This window comes from Devosia rhizoryzae (assembly GCF_016698665.1).
GTDB lineage: Bacteria > Pseudomonadota > Alphaproteobacteria > Rhizobiales > Devosiaceae > Devosia > Devosia rhizoryzae.
In genome coordinates this window covers 3,205,860-3,223,878 of sequence record NZ_CP068046.1, presented here as the reverse complement: position 1 = coordinate 3,223,878, position 18,019 = coordinate 3,205,860, and the positions used below count along the sequence as shown (strand labels likewise).

Here is an 18,019-nt window from a genome sequence, read left to right as displayed (position 1 = left end):
CATCTCATGGCTGACACGCCCGGCAAAGATTCCCAGCCCGATCCCAAGGCGGTGGGCCCCACCGGTCCGGTCAAGCCACCGGTGCTCGAAGGCACGGCGCGCCCGGCCAAGGCAGAGGACAAGCCTGCGCCAAAAACCGAAGCGCCAAAGCCTGCCTCAAAACCGGATTTGGGAAAGGCCGCGTCAATGCCAACGCCCAAGCCCGTGGTGAAGCGCGACCGCGAGGAGAACGGCGGCTCGCCCTGGATCGCGGGCCTGCTTGGCGGCATTGTGGGCCTCGGTGCAGCCTATGGCCTGGCCTATGCCGGGCTATGGCCGACGACGCCGCAGGCCCCGGCGCCGGCCGATCCGCGCGTCGCACAATTTGCGACTGCGATTCCGGAACTCCAGACCGTGACCAACACGGTGCAGGATGAGCTGTCGACGCTCAACGGCCGCGTTTCCGGGCTTGAAACCTCGCTTGCCGAACTCCCCGCTCCGGCTGCTGCACCGGCCCCATCGGAAGATTATTCCGAGGCCATCGCGGATCTCGCCGCCCGGGTGGAGCAACTGGCCGGGGCGGCGCAGCCGGCGGCCACCGATACCGGTGCCCTCGATGCGCTTCGCACCGAGCTTGCGGCCCTCAGCGAAACAGTCGAACAGGCGCAAGCCGATGTCGCGGCAACGCAGGGTGACATCGCCGCTCTCGAGGCCAGTGCCGCCACGCAAACGGCCACCGGAACCGGCGCCGCCCGGCTGCCGCTGATCTTTTCGGGGCTGGAAAGCGCCTTTGCCACCGGCCGTCCCTTCGAGACCGAATTAGCGGCGCTTGAAACCGCGCAACCGGACGCCACCGTGCCGCGCGCCCTCTCCGACAATGCCGCCAGCGGCCTGCCGCGTCCTGACGATGTGGCGCGCCGGCTCGATGCCGCCCTGCCCGACATGCTTGCCGGCCGCCCCGTTTCCGCCGATGCCGGCTGGCAGGATGCCACCGCCGACTGGTTCCGCGGCGTCATCGCCATGCGCCCTGCAGGCGATGTGGACGGCGACAGCCCCGATGCCATGATTGCCCGCCTCGAAGCGGCCGTGGCCCGGCGCGATTTCGTCGCCGCCGAGGCCGAGTTCACCGCCCTGCCCCAGACCATGCAGGCCGCAGCTGGCACATTGGGCGACGACATCGCCGCCCTTGCCGCCGCCGCAACGCTGATGACCGAGTTGCGCAGCACTGCGCTGGGCGCGGAGGGCGGCGCATGATTCGCCTCGCATCCTGGATCGTTTCGAGCCTTGTCATCGCGGCCATCGCCGCATGGGTCATCTCGCTGCCCGGCACCCTGACCCTTGAAGTTGCCGGCTGGCGCATGCAGCCGCGGCTGGGCACGGCGGTCGTGCTGCTGCTGGTATCGGCGGCGCTGATCATCATCGTGTGGTCCGTGGTCCGCCGCGTGCTCGGCGCCCCCCGTGCCATGGCACGGCGCAGTGCCAAGCGCCGGCGCGAGCAGGGCGTGCAGGCGCTTTCCGACGCGGTCATCGCGCTGCAATCCGGCGACCCTGCCCGTGCCCGCCTCATGGCGCGCGAAGCCCAGGCCCGCCTCCCCGGCAGCGGCGCCGCAAAGCTGCTCGAAGCCCGCGCCGACCTGGCGCTCGGCGACATGCCGGCGGCGCGCGAGCATTATCGCGCCCTGATCGACAATGAACGCACCGCCGTCGCCGCCCTCACCGGGCTTTACGACCAGGCGCGGGCGCAAAACCGCGAAGACGTCGCCATCACCTTTGCCAAAAAGACGCTGGCGCTGGCGCCGCAAACCCCATGGGCCTCGCAGGCCGTGTTCGACGACCTCACCGCGCGCGGCCAATGGGCGGAAGCGGTAGCCATGGTCAATACCGAGCAGGCGCCGAGCCGCGAGGACAAGGCCAAAAAGCGCCGCAAGCAGGCGGTGATCGAAACCGCACGGGCCCGCGAAAGCGAAGTCGGCCAACCCAATGCAGCGCTGGACCACGCGCTGACCGCGCTCAAGCTGCTGCCGGATTTCGTCCCGGCAGCGCTGATCGCATCGCGCATCTACATCAATCGCGGTGAAGCGCGGCGCGCGCAAAGCCTCCTGCGCCGCATCTGGCGCGCCACCGGTCATCCCGATGTTGCAGCGCTTTATGCCCATTCCCACCCCGGCGCCTCGGCGGTAGAGCGGCTCAAGCGCCTGCGCGAAATTATCGACATGCCGCCGCCCCATCGCGCCGCCGGCATGGCCCTCGCCCGCGCCGCCATCGATGCCTATGACTGGCCCCTCGCGCGCGCGGCGCTCGAACCCTTTGCCGGCCCGGACGCAACGCAGGGCGTCGGCAGCCTGATGGCGGAAATCGAGGAAGGCCAGAGCGGCGACCAGGGCAAGGCCCGCGAATGGCTGGCCCGCGCCATGCGCGCGCCGCGCGATCCCGCCTGGACCGCCGACGGCATCATCAGCGACGAATGGGAGCCGCTTTCGCCGGTGACCGGGCGTCTCGATGCCTTCGAATGGAAAGTGCCGGTCGCCAGCAACACCCGCCCCGCGGCTCTGCCCCCGGCGGCGCCGGAGCAGGCCGCGCTGCCGGCACAAAGCGAAGCGATTCTGCCCCTTGCGCCGGCCGAAAACGCCCAGTAAAAGACCCGCGTTGCCGCTTTAGCTCAGTTGGTAGAGCACATCATTCGTAATGATGGGGTCAGGTGTTCGAGTCACCTAAGCGGCACCACTTCCCTTACATCCTCCCTATCGGCCCTCAGGGCAGCGGTGCGGCCGTGAGCACGGCGTAGGCCATCATGGCGAGGCCAAGGAGCGAGACCAGGTAGGCGATCGAGCGGAAGTTCGAGACGCCGCTGATGAAAAGCGGGATGTAGATCACGCGCGCGATCAGGTAGATCAGCGCTCCCCAAAAGACGGTGCCGCCGTCGAGGCGGAAGACGATCGCCAGGACGCCCAGGGTCAAAAAGATCGGCAACGTTTCGTGGAGGTTGCGCAGCGCGCGCTGCGCCCGGTCGCCCTCGGGCGTCCAGACCAGGTTGTCCTGCGGCCCACTGATCTTTGCGGGGTCATTGGCGCGGGCCTTGAAGGCGGCCGGGATAAAGCTCTGAACCAGGGCGAGCAGCAGTCCGAGAAGGACGAGATAAAGCATGGGTGTTGATCCGGGAACGGTGCTCGGTGATCGAGCACCAACTGCGGGGAGAGGAGCAGATTAGCGGTGCTCAACCAATCTTTATTTTTGCTACCGGCGTTAGCCTGCCCGTTCCAATAATTCGAGGCGCTGCGCTTGCCGGGCGGATGGCGCCACGGCCCGCAGGTCCGGATCGTCGCCGAATAGCGCTTCGCGCTCTTCGGGCGTTGACATGAAGAACGGAAAGCGTTCGGCCACGCGGTTGCGGATGGTCGGCACGTCGGCGGCGTAGAGGCAGACCGGGAACTGCAATTCGCCCCAAAAGCGCTCGTCGGCCAGACGATGCGAGCCAAAGACGCGGCGGTAAAAGGCGGAGTGCTCCGCGCGCACCGAGGAGATGGTGTAGCGCACGGCAAAAAACTCGCTCGCCATGGCAACAATGCGGAGCGTGAGATAGGGCAAGGCCGGCAGGGCCAGGGAAGCGTCGTGATCAGCGGTAAAGCGACTCGGATCGATATAGCTGTCACCCCGATCAAGGATTGGCTCCAGGACCTCGGGCCAGATCGTGCGGCTAGGTGACGTCCGGTTCTCGCTGCTCACATGATGAAAACGGATCGAACTGACCAGCTTGTTGTCGACATAAACGCCAAAGCAGTAGCAATTGCTGGCGTCGTCATAGCTGTCGCGCGTCGCTTGCTGCGAATTGACGGGGATAAATTCTTCGCGCCGATAGGCCTCGTAGCGGAGTTTATACACCGGATCGAGTTGTTGCTCGGCGTTGACCCGCCGATACCGCACCGTATCCAGAAGATCGATCAGAGTTGTTGCAAAACGCGAGTTTGCGCTAGGGGCCGCTTCCGCCTGCATCGAGACTATCCCACTGGGTCGACACAGTTTTTTAACTCTAAATATGGCAGTGCGCACGACCCAAATTCGCGGCATAAGGCAGCAGCCCACCCACCAGCCGGCAAAACCGCAACTATTTCAGCTTGTTAGCGGCCGTTAACTACGCGGTGTCTTTTGGCTTTCTGTGCCGACTCGACGCCACCATTCATGCGCGCGATCAGTTCGGCAATGTCGCGCGAGGGTAGCGGCCGGGAGAAGAAGTAGCCCTGGACCTGCTGCACCCTCGTCATGCCCTGCATGAGTTCGAGCTGCTCTTCGGTTTCGACACCCTCGGCAACCACGGTGAGGTCGAGATCGCGGCCCAAGCGCGCCACGTTGGAAAGCAGCAGCAGTGCTCGAGGGTCCTTGCCGATATCGGCAACAAAGGAGCGGTCGATCTTGAGCTTGTTGAACGGCAAGGCATTGAGATAGCTCAGGGACGAGTAGCCGGTGCCAAAATCGTCAAGCGCGATGACAATGCCCCGGTCGGCGAGCCCTTGCAGCACGCTGTTGGCCAGGTCGCGCTCTTCGATGACCGCCGTTTCGGTAACTTCGATCTCGAGCCGGTTGGCGGGCAATCCTGCCCGGTCGAGCGACCTGCTGACGACGGTGAGAAGATCGAGGCCGCGGAAATCGCGCGCCGAAACATTGACGGCGACACCCACCGGACCTGCCCATTGCGCACATTCGCGCGTTGCGCTCTCCACCACGAAGGCGGTGATGTCCGAGATCAGTCCCATCTCTTCGGCCATGGGAATAAAGGTAGCCGGCGAAACCGGTCCCAATTCAGGATGCGTCCAGCGCGCCAGGGCCTCGCAAGAAACGATCTTGCGCGTTTCGATATCGAGCTGCGGCTGGAAGGCAAGGGTCAGCGCGCCATCGGCAACGGCCTGGCGCAGATCGGCCTTGAGGCGCTGGCGATAATGATAGTCGATGTCCATCTGCGCATGGAAAATCTGCGCCCGCGCCTTGCCATCGGCCTTGGCGCCGTAAAGCGCCAGATCGGCCTTGGTCATCAGCTCGTCGAGTTCGTCATCGCTCTCGGTCGTGACCACGAGGCCGATGCTGACGCGGACCGGCAGATTGATGCCCTTGAGGTTGAACGGCGTTTCAAACGCCGCCAGCGTATGTTCGACATCCTCCTGGCGATCCGGATTGTCCAGATCATAGGGCGCGAGCGCCACGAATTCGTCGCCCCCCTGGCGAGCCAGGATTGTGCCCGCGGGCAGGGAATGGCGCAGCCGATCAGACACCTGACGCAGCAATTCGTCGCCGATGACATGGCCGAAACTGTCGTTGACGTGTTTGAACTCGTCGATGTCGATGACCATGAGCGCGCTGGCCAGTTTCCTCGCCCCTCGCCGGCTGAGCTCCTCCTGGGCCAAGGCGTTGAAATGAGACCGGTTGGGCAGGCCGGTCAGGGTATCGTGCCGCGCCATGAATGAGATGCGCTCGTCGGCGGTAACACGCTCGGTGATGTCCTCGAGCAAGAGGACGCTGCGCGAGCGGCGGGAGCTCACGGTCACCTCGAAATATTGGCCACTGCTGAGTGGCACCGTTACCTTGCCCGATTGGCGCCGGCTGACAATCTCCGACAGGCGCTCGATCGACCTGGCCGGAGCGACGCCGCTGGTCCCGATAAAGTCAAGAATGCTGTTGAATGTCTGCCCCTCGGCAAAGGCGATATCCATGCGCGACAGCAAGGCCTTGGCCTTTGCGTTGGACAGGGTGACGTTGCCGTTCTCGTCCAGCATCAGCAAGCCATGCTCAAGCGTGGTGATGGCGATGTCGAGCTCGGCGGCTAGGCGCGACGCCTCGACCCGGCCGTGGACAGCACTGAGCAGGATGTCGCGGATGCCGGCCGCGAGCTTGCGGAAGCCGGACAGCATGACGAAGAGGAGGATGGCGAGCAGCGGGTGATAAACGTCGAAACGCAGCAGCAGGCCCAGCGACAGGGGCAGGATCACCATCAGCATCTGGATGGTCACCAGCCGATCGAGGCCAAAATTGCGTGCGCAGATCCCCACCATCACCGCCATGGTGAGAGAGACGCTGACCAGTTCGGCATAAGGCTCGCGCACGATCAGCATGGCGACAAAGCACCACGAGCCATGCAGCAAGGCGAGCAAGGCCCCGAGCACGACGGCGCGATTTTCCCACCGCTCGGCGGAAGCCGCATCTTCGTTGCCGACCGCGGCGTTCCAGAAGGCCTGCATATTGAAAAAGCGCGCCAGGCCAAGGACGATAAACAGGACGGAAATGCCGACCAGGGGCAGTGATTGGGCATGGTAGGCGGTGAGCATGGCGGCGAAGGCGCTGGCGAGGGACCCGGCGAGCATCGTCTTGCCGTCGGCATAGACCGAGCGGATGATCGACACATAGTCGAGAGGCGGCATTGTCTTGCGGGCCGAGGTCAGCACGGACTTGATCCCTGTTACCTTCGCCATTGAGGGCAATAGGGCTTAACAAGGCCTTGCGGCAGGCCACGAAATGGCTCCGTTTTGGCCGGGAGGCTGAATCGCGGGTTAACACTTATGTCGGTGGCGGCTGCCGCTAGTGGAAATTGCGCCCGCCCGGCAGCGCCGCATAGGCCCGGCGCCGAGCCTGTTCGATCTCCCGAATGGCATTGCGATCCCGGCTATTGCTCCCCGGCGGTCCGGACTTTCCTTCATCGGCACGGGCGAGGATGCGATCGCCGTAATCCTTGCCATGGGAGAGATCGAGCAATTGCGGGGTGAGGTCCTCCAGTTCCTCGGCAATGACATGAATGACGCCATGACCGGACTGCACCTTGCCGCGCACTGCCAGCATGCGGCTTGAGAGAAGGATCTTGCGCAGGCGATCGTCGGCGAACAGCTTGGGCCAGACGACGATATTGGCAACACCGGTTTCGTCTTCGAGAGTGACGAAAATAACCCCGCTTGCAGTGCCCGGACGCTGGCGCACGAGCACGAGCCCGGCGACCTCGATACGCACATCGACAGGCATGCTGGGCAGGTTTTCCGAACGGGTCGTGCCGCGCTCCATCAGCATGGGGCGGAGGAACTGCACCGGATGGCCCTTGAGCGAGAGGGTGAGCGTCGAATAATCGTGGATGACCTCTTCCCCCGGCCCCATCAACGGCAATCCTGCAGGCTCTTCCGCCACCAGGTCTTGTGCCGGGCCGGCAGCTTCAAAAAGCGGCAGGGTTTCGGCGCCATGCGTGCCGATAAGCCCCTTCACGGCCCACAGGGCCTCGCGCCGGTTGAGGCCAAGCGAGGCAAATGCATCGGCTCGCGCCAGCTTTTCAAGACTGGCAATGGGTATACCGCTGCGCGTCCAGACCTCGCGCACGGACCGATAGCCTTCTCGGGGACGGCGAGCGACAAGCCGGTTGATATCATTTTCCGCCAGCCCTTCGACGAAGTTGAGCCCCAGGCGAATGGCTTTTTGCGAGAGGATATCGTCGGCCATGTCCCGGTGACGCGGCCAGATCCGCTCTCTCACTGAGCCGGTGCCGGGTTCGAGAACGCATTCCAGATCGGAATGATTGATATCGGCCGCCAAAACGTCGATGCCGTGTTCGCGCACGTCGCGCACGATCTGGCTCGGACCATAAAAGCCCATGGGCTGGGAATTGAGCAAGGCGCAGGCGAAGACATCGGGGTAATGGCACTTGAACCAGCAGGAGGCGTAAACGAGGAGCGCAAAGCTGGCGGCGTGGCTTTCGGGAAAACCATACTCGGCAAACCCCTTGATCTGAGCAAAGCAGCGATCCGCAAAATCCCGCTCATAGCCATTTCCGACCATCCCATCGATGAAGCGCTGTCCGAAAACGTCCATCTTGCCGTTACGGCGCCAAGCGGCCATGGCGCGGCGCAATTGATCAGCCTCACCCTGGGTAAAGCCGGCGCCTTTGATGGCCATCTGCATGGCTTGTTCCTGGAACAGTGGGATGCCCAGGGTTTCCTTGAGCACTTCATCCAGCGGATCGCCGGGCTTGGGCGCCCAATGTTCTGTACCATCACGGCGTTTGAGATAAGGGTGGACCATTCCTCCCTGGATCGGTCCCGGACGGACGATAGCGACCTCGATCACAAGATCATAGAAGCGCGACGGTTTGAGACGCGGCAGCATGGTCATCTGCGCTCGGCTTTCGATCTGGAACACCCCGATCGTATCGGCACGATGGGTCATGGCATAGACCCGCGCCTTATCCATCGGGCCTTCCGCTGTTTCTTCGGCCAACAGGTCGGTGAGCTCATAGTCCTTGCCGTAATGTACGTGCAAAAGCTCAAAGGCGCGACGCAGGCAGGAGAGCATGCCGAGGGCCAGGATATCGACCTTGAGTATGCCCAAAATGTCGATGTCATCCTTGTTCCACTCGATGATGGCGCGGCTATCCATCGCTGACTGTCCGATGGGAATAAGGCTTTCAAGCGAGTCCCGCGTAATAACGAAGCCACCGACATGTTGGCTGAGATGGCGGGGAAAGCCGCGCAGGACTTTCACCACTTCAAACATTTGCGCCATGACCGGATCGTCGGGGTTGAGCCCGAGATTGGCTAAGTCCTTGAGGTTGAGCTTGCTGCCCCAGCCCCAGTGCAACTGATTGAAAGCGGTGATTGTGTCGTCGGATACGCCGAACACCTTGGCGGTTTCACGAATGGCACTCTTGGAGCGGTAGGAGATAACATTGGCGGTCAAGCCGGTGCGGCGGCCACCATATTTTTGATAGACATATTGCATCACCTCCTCGCGCCGCTCGTGCTCGAAATCGACATCGATGTCGGGCGGCTCGTCACGTTCGGTGGAAATGAAGCGGCCAAACACCAGGGTACGCTTGGTGGGATCAACCTCGGTGATGCCGAGGCAAAAACACACCGCAGAGTTAGCAGCCGATCCCCTGCCCTGGCACATGATCTTGCGCTCGTAGCGCGCAAACATCACGATATCGTGCACGGTCAGGAAATAGGCAGCGTAACGCTTATAGGCGATCAGGCAGAGTTCGCGCCAAAGGCTTTCCTTGACCGAATTGATCACGCCATTGGGGTAGCGCCTGGCCGCACCCTCCCAGGTCAACCGCTCGAGCGTTTGCTGCGCCGTCTCTCCATTGCCGATGGTTTCTTCGGGATAATTGTATTTGAGGTCGATTAGCGAAAAATCAATGCGGGCGATAAAGGCCTGGGTTTGAGCGATGGCGTCAGGATGTTCGGCGAACAGCCGCGCCATCTCTTCGGGTAGCTTCAGATGGCGCTCCGCATTGGTGCTGAGACGAAAGCCGGCTTGCTCAAGCGTAACGTGCTCCCGGATACAGGTGACGACATCGAGCACCATGCTGCGGTCAGGCTCATGATACTGCGCGTCGTTGCTGGCAAGCATCCAGGCACCATGCCTTTCTGCCATGGCATCGACACGGTTAAGCCGGGCACGATCATGGCCATCGAAGCGCGCCACCCCGGCAACCCACACTCTGCCAGGCGCATATCGGCTGAGATGATCGAGAGTTTTTTCCGTCAGCCCCCAATCGCTCTCGTCAGGCATCAGAATGAAAAGCTGCCCTTGCGAAAAGTCCTCCAAAGGACCTTGCTCAAGATCGGTCGGTGGAGCGCTGGAGCCAAACACGTCGCTCAAGAACAGCTTTGGATTGCCCTTCTCGCCCCGCCGATTGCCGATGGTGAGCAATTTGCAGAGACGACCATAAGCCAGACGGTCGGTGGGATAGGCGATGATGTCCGGCGTGCCGTCGGCAAAGGCGAGACGCACGCCGACAAGATAGCGAAACAGGGGGCTCATCGCCTTGTTGTCGCGTGCCGTGCCAAAGCCGCGGACCACCCCTGAAAATGTGTTGCGATCACACAGGCCGAGCGCCGTCATGCCTGACGCCATGGCGCGGGCGACTAATTCCTCTGGATGGGATGCACCGCGCAGAAACGAGAAATTACTGGTCGTGATCAGCTCGGCATAGCGCGGTTCCGCTATGGAAAAAGATACCCCGCTCATGAGAAAAACCCATGAAGATACCAGAGCGGTGGCGTGTCACCGCTATAAAAGCCTTGGCGAAATACCCAAAACCGCCGCCCCTCCTGATCTTCAACCACATAATAATCTCGCGTGTCCGCATCAGGCACGAACTGCGGAAGGTTTGGAATGTAAGGGGGCGGCTCCTGCTTTTCGCCAGGCTCTGGTTTTTTTGGTTCGGTCTGCTCCACAAGCTTTAGCCGCTCGGCCTTGCGCCACCATTCCGCACCCAGCCGTTCAGGCCCTTCGCCTTTCCGCAAACGATAGGTTTGTTGACGCCACACCATTGCAGCCGGCAGGCCATCAGGTACTTCGGCGGTAATAGCCACTCGTTCCGGAACAGGAAGCAGCCGCAAGGGGCGCCGAAGGGGCGGTGCCTCTACGAAATGGTGAGGGACTGATGCAAGTGTCGGCACCAGTCGCGCCGCTCGCTCCGGCAAGCGGCTTGCCACCATTTCGGTTTGCAGCACCGCCATTGCACCCAGACGGCTTGCAAGCCGATCGTTAAGCCTGTCGATATCCTCAGAACCATTCTCGATCGAAAAGGCACCCGTCTGCACAGCGCCCAAGGCTTCAAGGCTACTGGCTGCCAGTCGAACCATGTCGATGCCAAAGCCCGGATCGTATTCAGCCTCTATGCGCTGCGCATGATGGCGGAAAAGCTCAAAGATGTGCTGGGGGTCGCGCGTCAGGCGGGCAGCATTGAGCGAAAGTGGCATTACCTTGTGGTCGACGCGGTACAAGAACAGGTGAAAGCTCTGCGCGCCCAAGCCTTCGCTTTCGAGATGGGTACACAATTGGTCGGCCAAGTCGCGGGTAACGCGCAGCACGTCGTCCATGAGGCTGATCGGTTCGGCCAAACGCCTGTCGACATGATGATCTACCTGCGGCAGACGGGGCGACATGCGCTCTTCGATCTCGCCATAGGCTTGGTCGAGCCGGATCAGAAGCCCAGCACCAAACCGCGCCTGCAGCTGCTTGCGCGAGCGTCGCCGCACCTCCGCAATGGTAGTGATGCCCATTTGGCTAAAGGTGGATATCTGGTTTTGGTTTAGACGAAGCGCAGCAACCGGCAAAACATCGAGACAGGATTCAAGAGCATCGACCTCGACGATCTGGCTCTTGGCAAAATGGCTGATCCCCCAAGCCGCGCCTATAGTAGGAGCGATGGCTCCGCTCACCGAATAGCCCAGATCCCGCAAGCGGGTAAGCAGCAAGCGCAGCATGGACCTTTCGCCGCCAAAAAGGTGAGCGACGCCGGTAATGTCGAGCACTAAGTCGCCAAAAGCCTCACGATCAGTCAGCACCGACACCAATGGACTGGCATTGGAGTGCCAATCGGCAAAAGCTTCAAAGGCGGTTTTAAGCAGAAGCCTGTCGATTTCCTGAACCACCATATGGGGTTCGATGGCGCGAGCATCGGCAAGATTTTGGCCAATTCGCAAGCCTTCGCGTAGCAGCATTGGATCAAGCGCTGCCAGACGCAAGCCTCCCTTGATATGCTCGTAAAGCGCCAGCGGCTTGTCACGAAGTGCCGGATCAGCCCGCTTGAGATAGTCGATCGGCCAGTATGGCAGGTTGAGCGCCAGGAACCGGCGTTGGGAAGCGCCAAGGATTTGTGTTTGCAGGTTGCGCGACGACTGCGATGCCATTTTTCGTCCACTCCACCAGCCATTCGACCTGGTTGCCGGCAATGCGGCCCTTTTCCAATTGCAGCCGCCACCTTGCTGCCCCTATGCCCCTGTCGTCGTATGGGTTTTTCCCGCTGCGATATGGAGTGAGCCGCCATCGCAGGGCGCTGGCGCTGCTTTCGCGCCTGTCGCCATAACGCAGCATGAAAAGCGACACTTTATTGCTGCTGGCGCGCATGGTGAGACGGCGGCTTGCTGTGAAATTGAGGAGTTTCGGCTCGCCCCGCACATCGGCGACAATGGCTGCCACCGCGCGGCAGGAGACAATTTCTTCGGCAGCCCACAAGAACTCGGCCATGTCTGCCGTTCGAACAATAACGAGGTGGCGCGGGTCGATGCCGAAGGAGGAAAGGCCTGGCCCATAGGGCAGACCGAGAGACTGGGAGTCTTTTTCCAATTGCAGGTAAAAAACAGCAGGACGCTTTGCGCTCATCAAGGCTTTGGCCTGGGCCAGGGCAAAGCCCAGGCTGGCGCCGGTATCCCGCTGGGCGTCGCAAAACACCTCCTGCACCAACCCTGCGGGCAGCACCGGAAAGCCTTGCGTTGAGGCGGAGTCCAACCGCTTTGCCGGATCCGAAAGAGCAGGTTTTCGCTCGATATCAGCAATGACATGCCGCAGCGCGGCGAGGCGCTGTTGCTGAAGGGAGGGCGGCATAACACACCAGCTAAGTGAACAAAACAGGAACATGGTGACTCTGAATCCATCAAGAGTCGAGTCCCTTTTGTGCGCTGATGCTGTGGGCGGGATGCATCGGGCTATGCGCGAGGGATGGCGCTTAGGCGGAACTCATTGAGTCGGCACGACTTATGCTTAGGTTTTCCACCGTGCGATTTCTTTTCCAACCAATGGATCAAAACCCATGTTCGAGGCCCTGACCCGCCTGTTTGGCCGTACCGAGGCGCCGGTGGATGTGGATGATCCCAAGCTTTCCGTAGCCGCGCTCCTGGTGCATCTGGCCGCGGTCGATGGCAGCATGGGCGATAACGAGCGGCGCGCGATCCGCAGCGCGCTGATGGATCATTATGCGCTGGATGAAACAAGCGTCGACAAGCTGATCCGCGAGGCGGCACGCCAGGATGCCGAGGCGGTTGATTTTTATAAGTTCACCAGCGGCCTGACCCGGCTCGAAATGGAAGACCGGATCGAGGTCATCCGCATGATGTGGACCGTGGTTTTTGCCGACAACAAGAACCACGAGCTCGAGGACAACATGGTCTGGCGCATTGCCGAGCTGATCGGGGTTTCGAGCCGCGACCGCACGATCCTGCGCAACCAGGTGCGGGGCGCGGCCGAGGAAACCGTCGAGGATCAGTAGGCCTCGAACCTGCCGATAGTCTCGACCTCGTCCGCCATGCATGAAAAATCGCCGGCCTTGTCAGCAGCTTGCCGCGCCAGTTCGTTGGCATCCTTGTTGGCCTTGGCGTCCACATAGGCGATGTGGCAGGTGTCGCCTTCCTTGAGCTGGGTCACCACCAGGACTTCGCCGCTATCGACGCCGGTGTCGCTGTCGGCGGTGTGGTAGCGAACGATTGTGGCGATCGGCAGCCAGCGGCCGGAAGCATTGGAGAGGCGCCATTCGAGCTTGGAGCCAAGATGGTTGAACGGCGGAAGCGTCTGGCTTCCCGCATCGTTCTTGTCGACGTTGAAGCCATATTGGAGGGAAAACCTGAGGTCTCCCTCCTGCACCATGAGCGGATACCCCTTGTAGCCGGGGCACGACCAGGACGCGCCGAAATCGTCGGCTTCGAGCACCATGCACTGGTCGAGATTGATGTCGGTATAAGCGCTGGTAAAACCCGATTGCGCCGTAGCCGGCAGCGTCGTGAGACACATGGCGAGCACCAGGCTCAAACTCGCAGCGGTTTTATGCGGCATAGGGGGTCCTCGATGTTGCGCTTGCGATACTCACCATCGCTGCGGCGGATTTGCGGCTTGCCTTTGCTCCGCGAGATGGGCAGAACGCCAGATAAACCTCACCTCCCTGAACGGCAGATGAAAACCAAATGAACATCGACGCGATCCCGACCGGCAAGAACCCGCCCGACGACCTCAACGTCATCATCGAAGTGCCCCTGGGCGGCGAGCCGATCAAGTACGAAATCGACAAGGACTCGGGAGCGCTTTTCGTCGACCGCTTCCTTTATACGCCGATGCGCTATCCCGGAAACTACGGCTTCGTGCCCCATACGCTATGCGGCGATGGCGATCCGCTCGACGTCATCGTCATGAATTCGCGTCCGCTGGTGCCGGGCTCGGTCGTGCGCTCGCGCCCGGTCGGCGTCCTCTTCATGGAGGACGATGGCGGCCAGGACGAAAAGATCATCGCCGTGCCGGTCTCCAAGCTCACCCGCATGTATGACGGGATCAAGGACATCGAGGATTTCCCCGAAATCCAGCTCGAGCGCATCAAGCACTTTTTCACCCACTACAAGGATCTCGAGCCTGGCAAGTGGGCCAAGATCGACCGCATCGGCAACCTCGCCGATGCGCGCAAGGTGATCGAGGACTCGATCAAGATGGCCCAAGGCCAGTCGTAAGACCAGAAGTAATCGAGCCAATCGGGCTTCCAGGCGTTGTCCATTGACATGACGCCTGGGAGACCACGATTTTGACCAAACGCTTCTTTGCCGCCGCGACGCTTCTTGCCCTTGCGGCGACCCCGACCGTGAGCCAGGAAGCGGCCATGCCCTCCAATGGCGAGATCAGCCAGATCCTCGCCGACCGTATCGACCGCGACGAAGCCAATGTCGGCATCGCCGTGGCCGTGATCGAAGGCGGGGAAGTCCGCTTCGTGTCGCATGGCACGATCGGCCGCGACGATCCAGCACCAGTCAACGAATTCACGCCCTTCGAAGCCGGCTCGATCACCAAGGTCTTTACCAGCCTTCTTCTGGCGCAGCTGGCGCTGGAAGGCGAGATCGACCTCGATAGGCCGATTGCCGAATACCTCCCCGAGGGCACGGTGGTGCCCGATCTCGATGGCAAGCCGATCACCCCGTTTGATCTTGCCACCCATATGTCGGGCCTTTCCGGCCTGCCCGAGGAGATTACCGCGGCCGGGCTCGAAAACCCCTATTCCGGCTATACCGATGCCCAGCTGCTCGACTGGTTGAGCCGGCAACAGCTCGTCGGCCCGATCGGCGAGCGTTTCGAATATTCCAATGCGGGCGTTGCGCTTTTGGGCGAGGTGATCGAGGGCGTGACCGACGAGCCTTTCGCCAAGACGGTCGAGCAGCGCATTCTCTTTCCGCTCGGCATGGAAAGCTCGACCCTGTCGCTGGGCGCCGAAAAGCCCGAGGGCATGGCCATCGGGCACGACGCTTCCGGCACGCCGGCCCCTTATTGGGATTTCGACGCCGTGGCCCCCGCCGGCGCGCTGATCACCACCGCTTCGGACCTCGCCAAGTTCATCGCCGCGGCCAGCGGCGCGACGGAAACCGAACTGAGGCCGGCCTTTGAAAAGATGCTGGAACGCGTGCGCCCGCTCGACACCGGCTCCATCGGGCTCGGCTGGTTCATCACCCCCACCGGCTCGGGCGAGATCGTCTGGCACAATGGCCGCACCGGCGGCTTTTCGAGCTTTGCCGGCTTCGAGCGCACCAGCGGCAATGGCGTCGTCGTGCTCTCCAACATGTCGACCGAGGCCGGCATCAACGATATCGGCATGCATCTGCTCGATCCCTCGCTGCCGCTGCGCGTGCAGCCGGTGCCGCGCGCCGCGGTCGAGATCGATCCAACCGTGTTGCCCAGCTATGCCGGGGACTACGTTTTGGCGCCCGGCGTAGTGCTGAGCGTCACGACGGAAGATAACCGGCTCTTTGCCCAGCTCACCGGCCAGCCGCGGTTTGAGATTTTTCCGATGAGCGAGACCGAGTTTTTCTACAAAGTCGTCGAGGCGCAGCTGAGCTTCGTGACGGAAGAGGACGGGACGGTGTCGGTGGTCTTGCATCAGAACGGGCAGGACCTGCCGGGGGTAAGGGAGTAACGGCCCCCACCCCGCCTCCCCGCAAGTCGGGGGAGGAGTTGCGCCGGTGGGCTTAACTCGATCGAGCTCCTCCCCCGCCTTACGGGGGAGGTTGGGTGGGGGTAGGCCCCTCATGCGCCATTCGAGCTTAGCTCTCATGGCCTCAGGATCTCAGATCGCTCCACTGGAGCGATCTGCCCTAGCGGGACGAGCCTGAGGGCATCATCCGCCGGATCAATCCATCCCGCCGCACGAACTGGTGGAACAGGGCGGCGCCGATATGGCCGATGGCGAGGACGATCAGCAGGCGGCTGAGGAGGCTGTGGGTCATGAAGGGTGCAACGTCTTCGAAGTCGGGCAAGGCACCGCCGCCGAAGATCGCGGGCGCCGCGCCGGTAAGGGCGACCGTGGCAATGCCAGAAGCGACCATGACGAGGATGGCGACGTAAAGCCCAAGATGCACCACCTGGGCCAGCCGGTTCTGCAAGGAATTGACCGGATCGGCGGGCTCGGGATGCTTGTCGAACACCAGCCACCAAAGCACGCGGAACAGCGTCAACACACCGACCACGATGCCGAGGATCAGGTGGAACGGCAACACGCGGGGCACCAGATCGTCGTTGTTGCCCATGGCGAGGCCCGACATCAGCATCAGGATCACGGCGAGCGCGGACAGCCAGTGGATGACGACGGCCATATTTCCATATCTATGCGCGGTGGATTTCAGCGACATCTTTGGCAACTCCCTTGGACGATGGGCGGTTAGGCGATATAGATAGGCAACTATATAACTAGTTAGTGTCCTATGTAAATGGCTCTTAATCGTGATACCTCGATCGGCTACCTGACCAATTGGGCGGCGCGCCTCCTCGTGCGCGAGCTCGAGCGGCACCTCAGCCATGCCGGCCTTTCGCCCGCGCACATGCCGGTGCTGCTGGCGCTTGAAGGGGGTGAACGGCCGCAAAAGGAAATCGCCGAAAGCGCCTCGGTGCGACAGGAAACCATGACGGGCACGCTCAATCGCATGGAGCGCGACGGCCTTATCACCCGCCGCCCCAACCCCGATGACGGCCGCTCGATGCTCGTGGCGCTCACCCCGTTGGCGCGCGAAAAACTCCCGCAAGTCGAAGACGCCGCCCGCACCATCAACGCCCTGGTGCTGGAACAGCTGACGCCCGAGGAGCGTACGCAGTTTATTGCGACGATGAAGAAGATGATCGGCGTGCTGGAAGCGCAGGGGTAATTGTCTTCAGTCATTCAACTTATGATACATTGGGCGCGCAAATTTCTGAGCTAAGCAACATGAGTCTCATAAATATAGAAGTCGCCACCAATGCACTTGGCCTAGAGAAGCCGGCACACGCACTCGTAAAGGCGATTGCTCAAGGTATTGGTGCTACCTTTTACCCGTGGCAAAAGTCGCGGGAAACACGCGCTGACATCGACGCCTTTGCAGCCTGGAAACATGAACTGTCTAAGTTAGGGACAGGCACTGCTCAGCTTGACTTAAGTCTGTCCCAAAGGACCGAGTTACGGCTTCGAATAGAAGAAGAACGATTTCAAATAAACCGTGAGGCGATTGCGGAGGAAAGTGTCAAGGCTTTCAAATCACTGCCTATTGCAAGTCATGACCAAAGGTCTGCAGAGATCGATGACGACTGGCTTGATCACTTCTGGCGCCACGCTGAGCGAGTATCGGTCGATGATTTACGAACGCTTTGGGGAAAAGTTCTTGCCCGCCAAGCAGCCGGCGCTACTAATATCTCGGCTAGAGCCCTTAGCTTTTTAAGCACTTTGAGCAGGAGCGAAGCCGCTTTAATCGAGGCTGTAGCAGAAGTCGCAATTGGTTCGTTGGATGGCCACAAACCTGCGTTCGCATTAGTCGACAGCATGGCCTTTCTTGCTGATAGCGGCAGTATGAAAGATCGAGCAGGATCAGAAAATGCTCGGATCAATGATCTTGGGCTACAGCATTATGCCCATGCCAATCAATGGAGTGACCTAGACGCCATCGGGGTTCTCTCTCAGTCGGGATGGGCATACGAAGCCTTTCTTCCTGTCTCAGACAAGGGCGCACATCTTTCGATAGGTAAGCAGAAATACCTTATTTGTGACGGCCTTGTTCGAGTTCACGACGCCTTGGTGGCAGGGCAATTTCGATTTGGAAGCGGAATGAAGTTTTCCCCCCTTGGAGCGGAACTTCTTAGCATTGTGGACGTGCAGCCGAACGCCGGCTTCCTAAGTAAAGTGGAGAGCACAGTTGCAGGGTTTGGCCTTCGGTTGGTATCGGACACTTAAGTCCTAATCCCGCTACCCCAGACTTGAAATGATTTAGCCATCACCACCCATGTAGATCCGGTGGTGATGGCTAATACC

General features: G+C 61.3%; 15 protein-coding genes and 1 tRNA gene. 8 read left to right on the top strand and 8 right to left on the bottom strand.

All coding sequences use genetic code 11. The features are described 5' to 3' along the window. Positions 1-6: 6 nt before the first annotated feature. The 3 genes from JI748_RS15795 (at position 7) to JI748_RS15785 (ending at position 2,703) form a co-directional block, all read left to right on the top strand. Positions 7-1,233 carry a hypothetical protein gene (locus JI748_RS15795; protein WP_201632839.1) on the top strand — a complete coding sequence of 409 codons (1,227 nt, stop codon included), beginning with the start codon at positions 7-9 and terminating at the stop codon, positions 1,231-1,233. Next, positions 1,230-2,615, top strand: a complete 1,386-nt coding sequence (locus tag JI748_RS15790) for a heme biosynthesis protein HemY (RefSeq protein WP_201632836.1) — start codon at positions 1,230-1,232, stop codon at positions 2,613-2,615. The genes JI748_RS15795 and JI748_RS15790 overlap by 4 nt, the downstream gene beginning before the upstream one ends. 12 nt (positions 2,616-2,627) lie before the next feature. Continuing rightward, positions 2,628-2,703: transfer RNA gene (locus JI748_RS15785), tRNA-Thr, on the top strand. A 27-nt stretch (positions 2,704-2,730) separates the two neighbouring features. On the opposite strand, the gene JI748_RS15780 is transcribed toward JI748_RS15785, so the two are convergent. From JI748_RS15780 to JI748_RS15755, 6 genes are all read right to left on the bottom strand, one after another. Then, positions 2,731-3,123 carry an MAPEG family protein gene (locus JI748_RS15780; RefSeq protein WP_201632833.1) on the bottom strand — a complete coding sequence of 131 codons (393 nt, stop codon included), beginning with the start codon at positions 3,121-3,123 and terminating at the stop codon, positions 2,731-2,733. 99 nt (positions 3,124-3,222) lie between these two features. Next, the gene (locus JI748_RS15775) at positions 3,223-3,969 is read right to left on the bottom strand and encodes an N-acyl amino acid synthase FeeM domain-containing protein (RefSeq protein ID WP_201632831.1); all 747 of its coding nucleotides are present in this window, start codon (positions 3,967-3,969) and stop codon (positions 3,223-3,225) included. Between the two features lie 125 nt (positions 3,970-4,094). Continuing rightward, positions 4,095-6,407, bottom strand: coding sequence for a putative bifunctional diguanylate cyclase/phosphodiesterase (locus JI748_RS15770; protein ID WP_201632829.1), 2,313 nt, complete (start codon positions 6,405-6,407; stop codon positions 4,095-4,097). 133 nt (positions 6,408-6,540) lie between these two features. Further along, complete coding sequence (locus JI748_RS15765; RefSeq protein ID WP_201632826.1) at positions 6,541-9,969, bottom strand: error-prone DNA polymerase; 3,429 nt, start codon at positions 9,967-9,969, stop codon at positions 6,541-6,543. Next, positions 9,966-11,639, bottom strand: coding sequence for a Y-family DNA polymerase (locus JI748_RS15760; RefSeq protein ID WP_201632823.1), 1,674 nt, complete (start codon positions 11,637-11,639; stop codon positions 9,966-9,968). Before JI748_RS15760 ends, JI748_RS15765 begins: the two co-directional genes overlap by 4 nt. Continuing rightward, positions 11,527-12,366 (bottom strand): ImuA family protein, encoded by an 840-nt coding sequence (locus JI748_RS15755; protein WP_201632820.1) that lies wholly within the window; start codon positions 12,364-12,366, stop codon positions 11,527-11,529. Before JI748_RS15755 ends, JI748_RS15760 begins: the two co-directional genes overlap by 113 nt. Positions 12,367-12,538: 172 nt before the next feature. Between JI748_RS15755 and JI748_RS15750 the strand changes: the two genes are divergently transcribed. Further along, a complete protein-coding gene (locus JI748_RS15750) occupies positions 12,539-12,994 on the top strand; it encodes a tellurite resistance TerB family protein (protein WP_201632817.1) in 456 nt (151 codons plus the stop codon). On the opposite strand, the gene JI748_RS15745 is transcribed toward JI748_RS15750, so the two are convergent. Further along, positions 12,988-13,554, bottom strand: coding sequence for a hypothetical protein (locus tag JI748_RS15745; protein WP_201632815.1), 567 nt, complete (start codon positions 13,552-13,554; stop codon positions 12,988-12,990). The two genes, JI748_RS15750 and JI748_RS15745, sit on opposite strands and share 7 nt — an antisense overlap. A gap of 128 nt (positions 13,555-13,682) precedes the next feature. Here JI748_RS15745 and ppa point away from each other — a divergent pair, with 128 nt between their 5' ends. Both ppa and JI748_RS15735 read left to right on the top strand, forming a co-directional pair. Continuing rightward, positions 13,683-14,216: an inorganic diphosphatase gene (gene ppa / locus JI748_RS15740; RefSeq protein ID WP_201632812.1), complete on the top strand. Its 534-nt coding sequence runs from the start codon at positions 13,683-13,685 to the stop codon at positions 14,214-14,216. Positions 14,217-14,287: 71 nt separating this feature from the next. After that, the gene (locus JI748_RS15735) at positions 14,288-15,664 is read left to right on the top strand and encodes a serine hydrolase (protein ID WP_201632809.1); all 1,377 of its coding nucleotides are present in this window, start codon (positions 14,288-14,290) and stop codon (positions 15,662-15,664) included. Positions 15,665-15,842: 178 nt separating this feature from the next. On the opposite strand, the gene JI748_RS15730 is transcribed toward JI748_RS15735, so the two are convergent. Continuing rightward, on the bottom strand, positions 15,843-16,376 hold the full coding sequence (locus JI748_RS15730; protein ID WP_201632806.1) for a cytochrome b: 534 nt from the start codon (positions 16,374-16,376) through the stop codon (positions 15,843-15,845). Positions 16,377-16,454: 78 nt separating this feature from the next. Between JI748_RS15730 and JI748_RS15725 the strand changes: the two genes are divergently transcribed. Together JI748_RS15725 and JI748_RS15720 are read left to right on the top strand one after the other, a co-directional pair. Continuing rightward, a complete protein-coding gene (locus JI748_RS15725) occupies positions 16,455-16,886 on the top strand; it encodes a MarR family winged helix-turn-helix transcriptional regulator (RefSeq protein ID WP_201632803.1) in 432 nt (143 codons plus the stop codon). A 59-nt stretch (positions 16,887-16,945) separates the two neighbouring features. Further along, positions 16,946-17,941 carry a DUF2806 domain-containing protein gene (locus tag JI748_RS15720; RefSeq protein ID WP_201632801.1) on the top strand — a complete coding sequence of 332 codons (996 nt, stop codon included), beginning with the start codon at positions 16,946-16,948 and terminating at the stop codon, positions 17,939-17,941. The last annotated feature ends 78 nt before the right edge of the window (positions 17,942-18,019 follow it).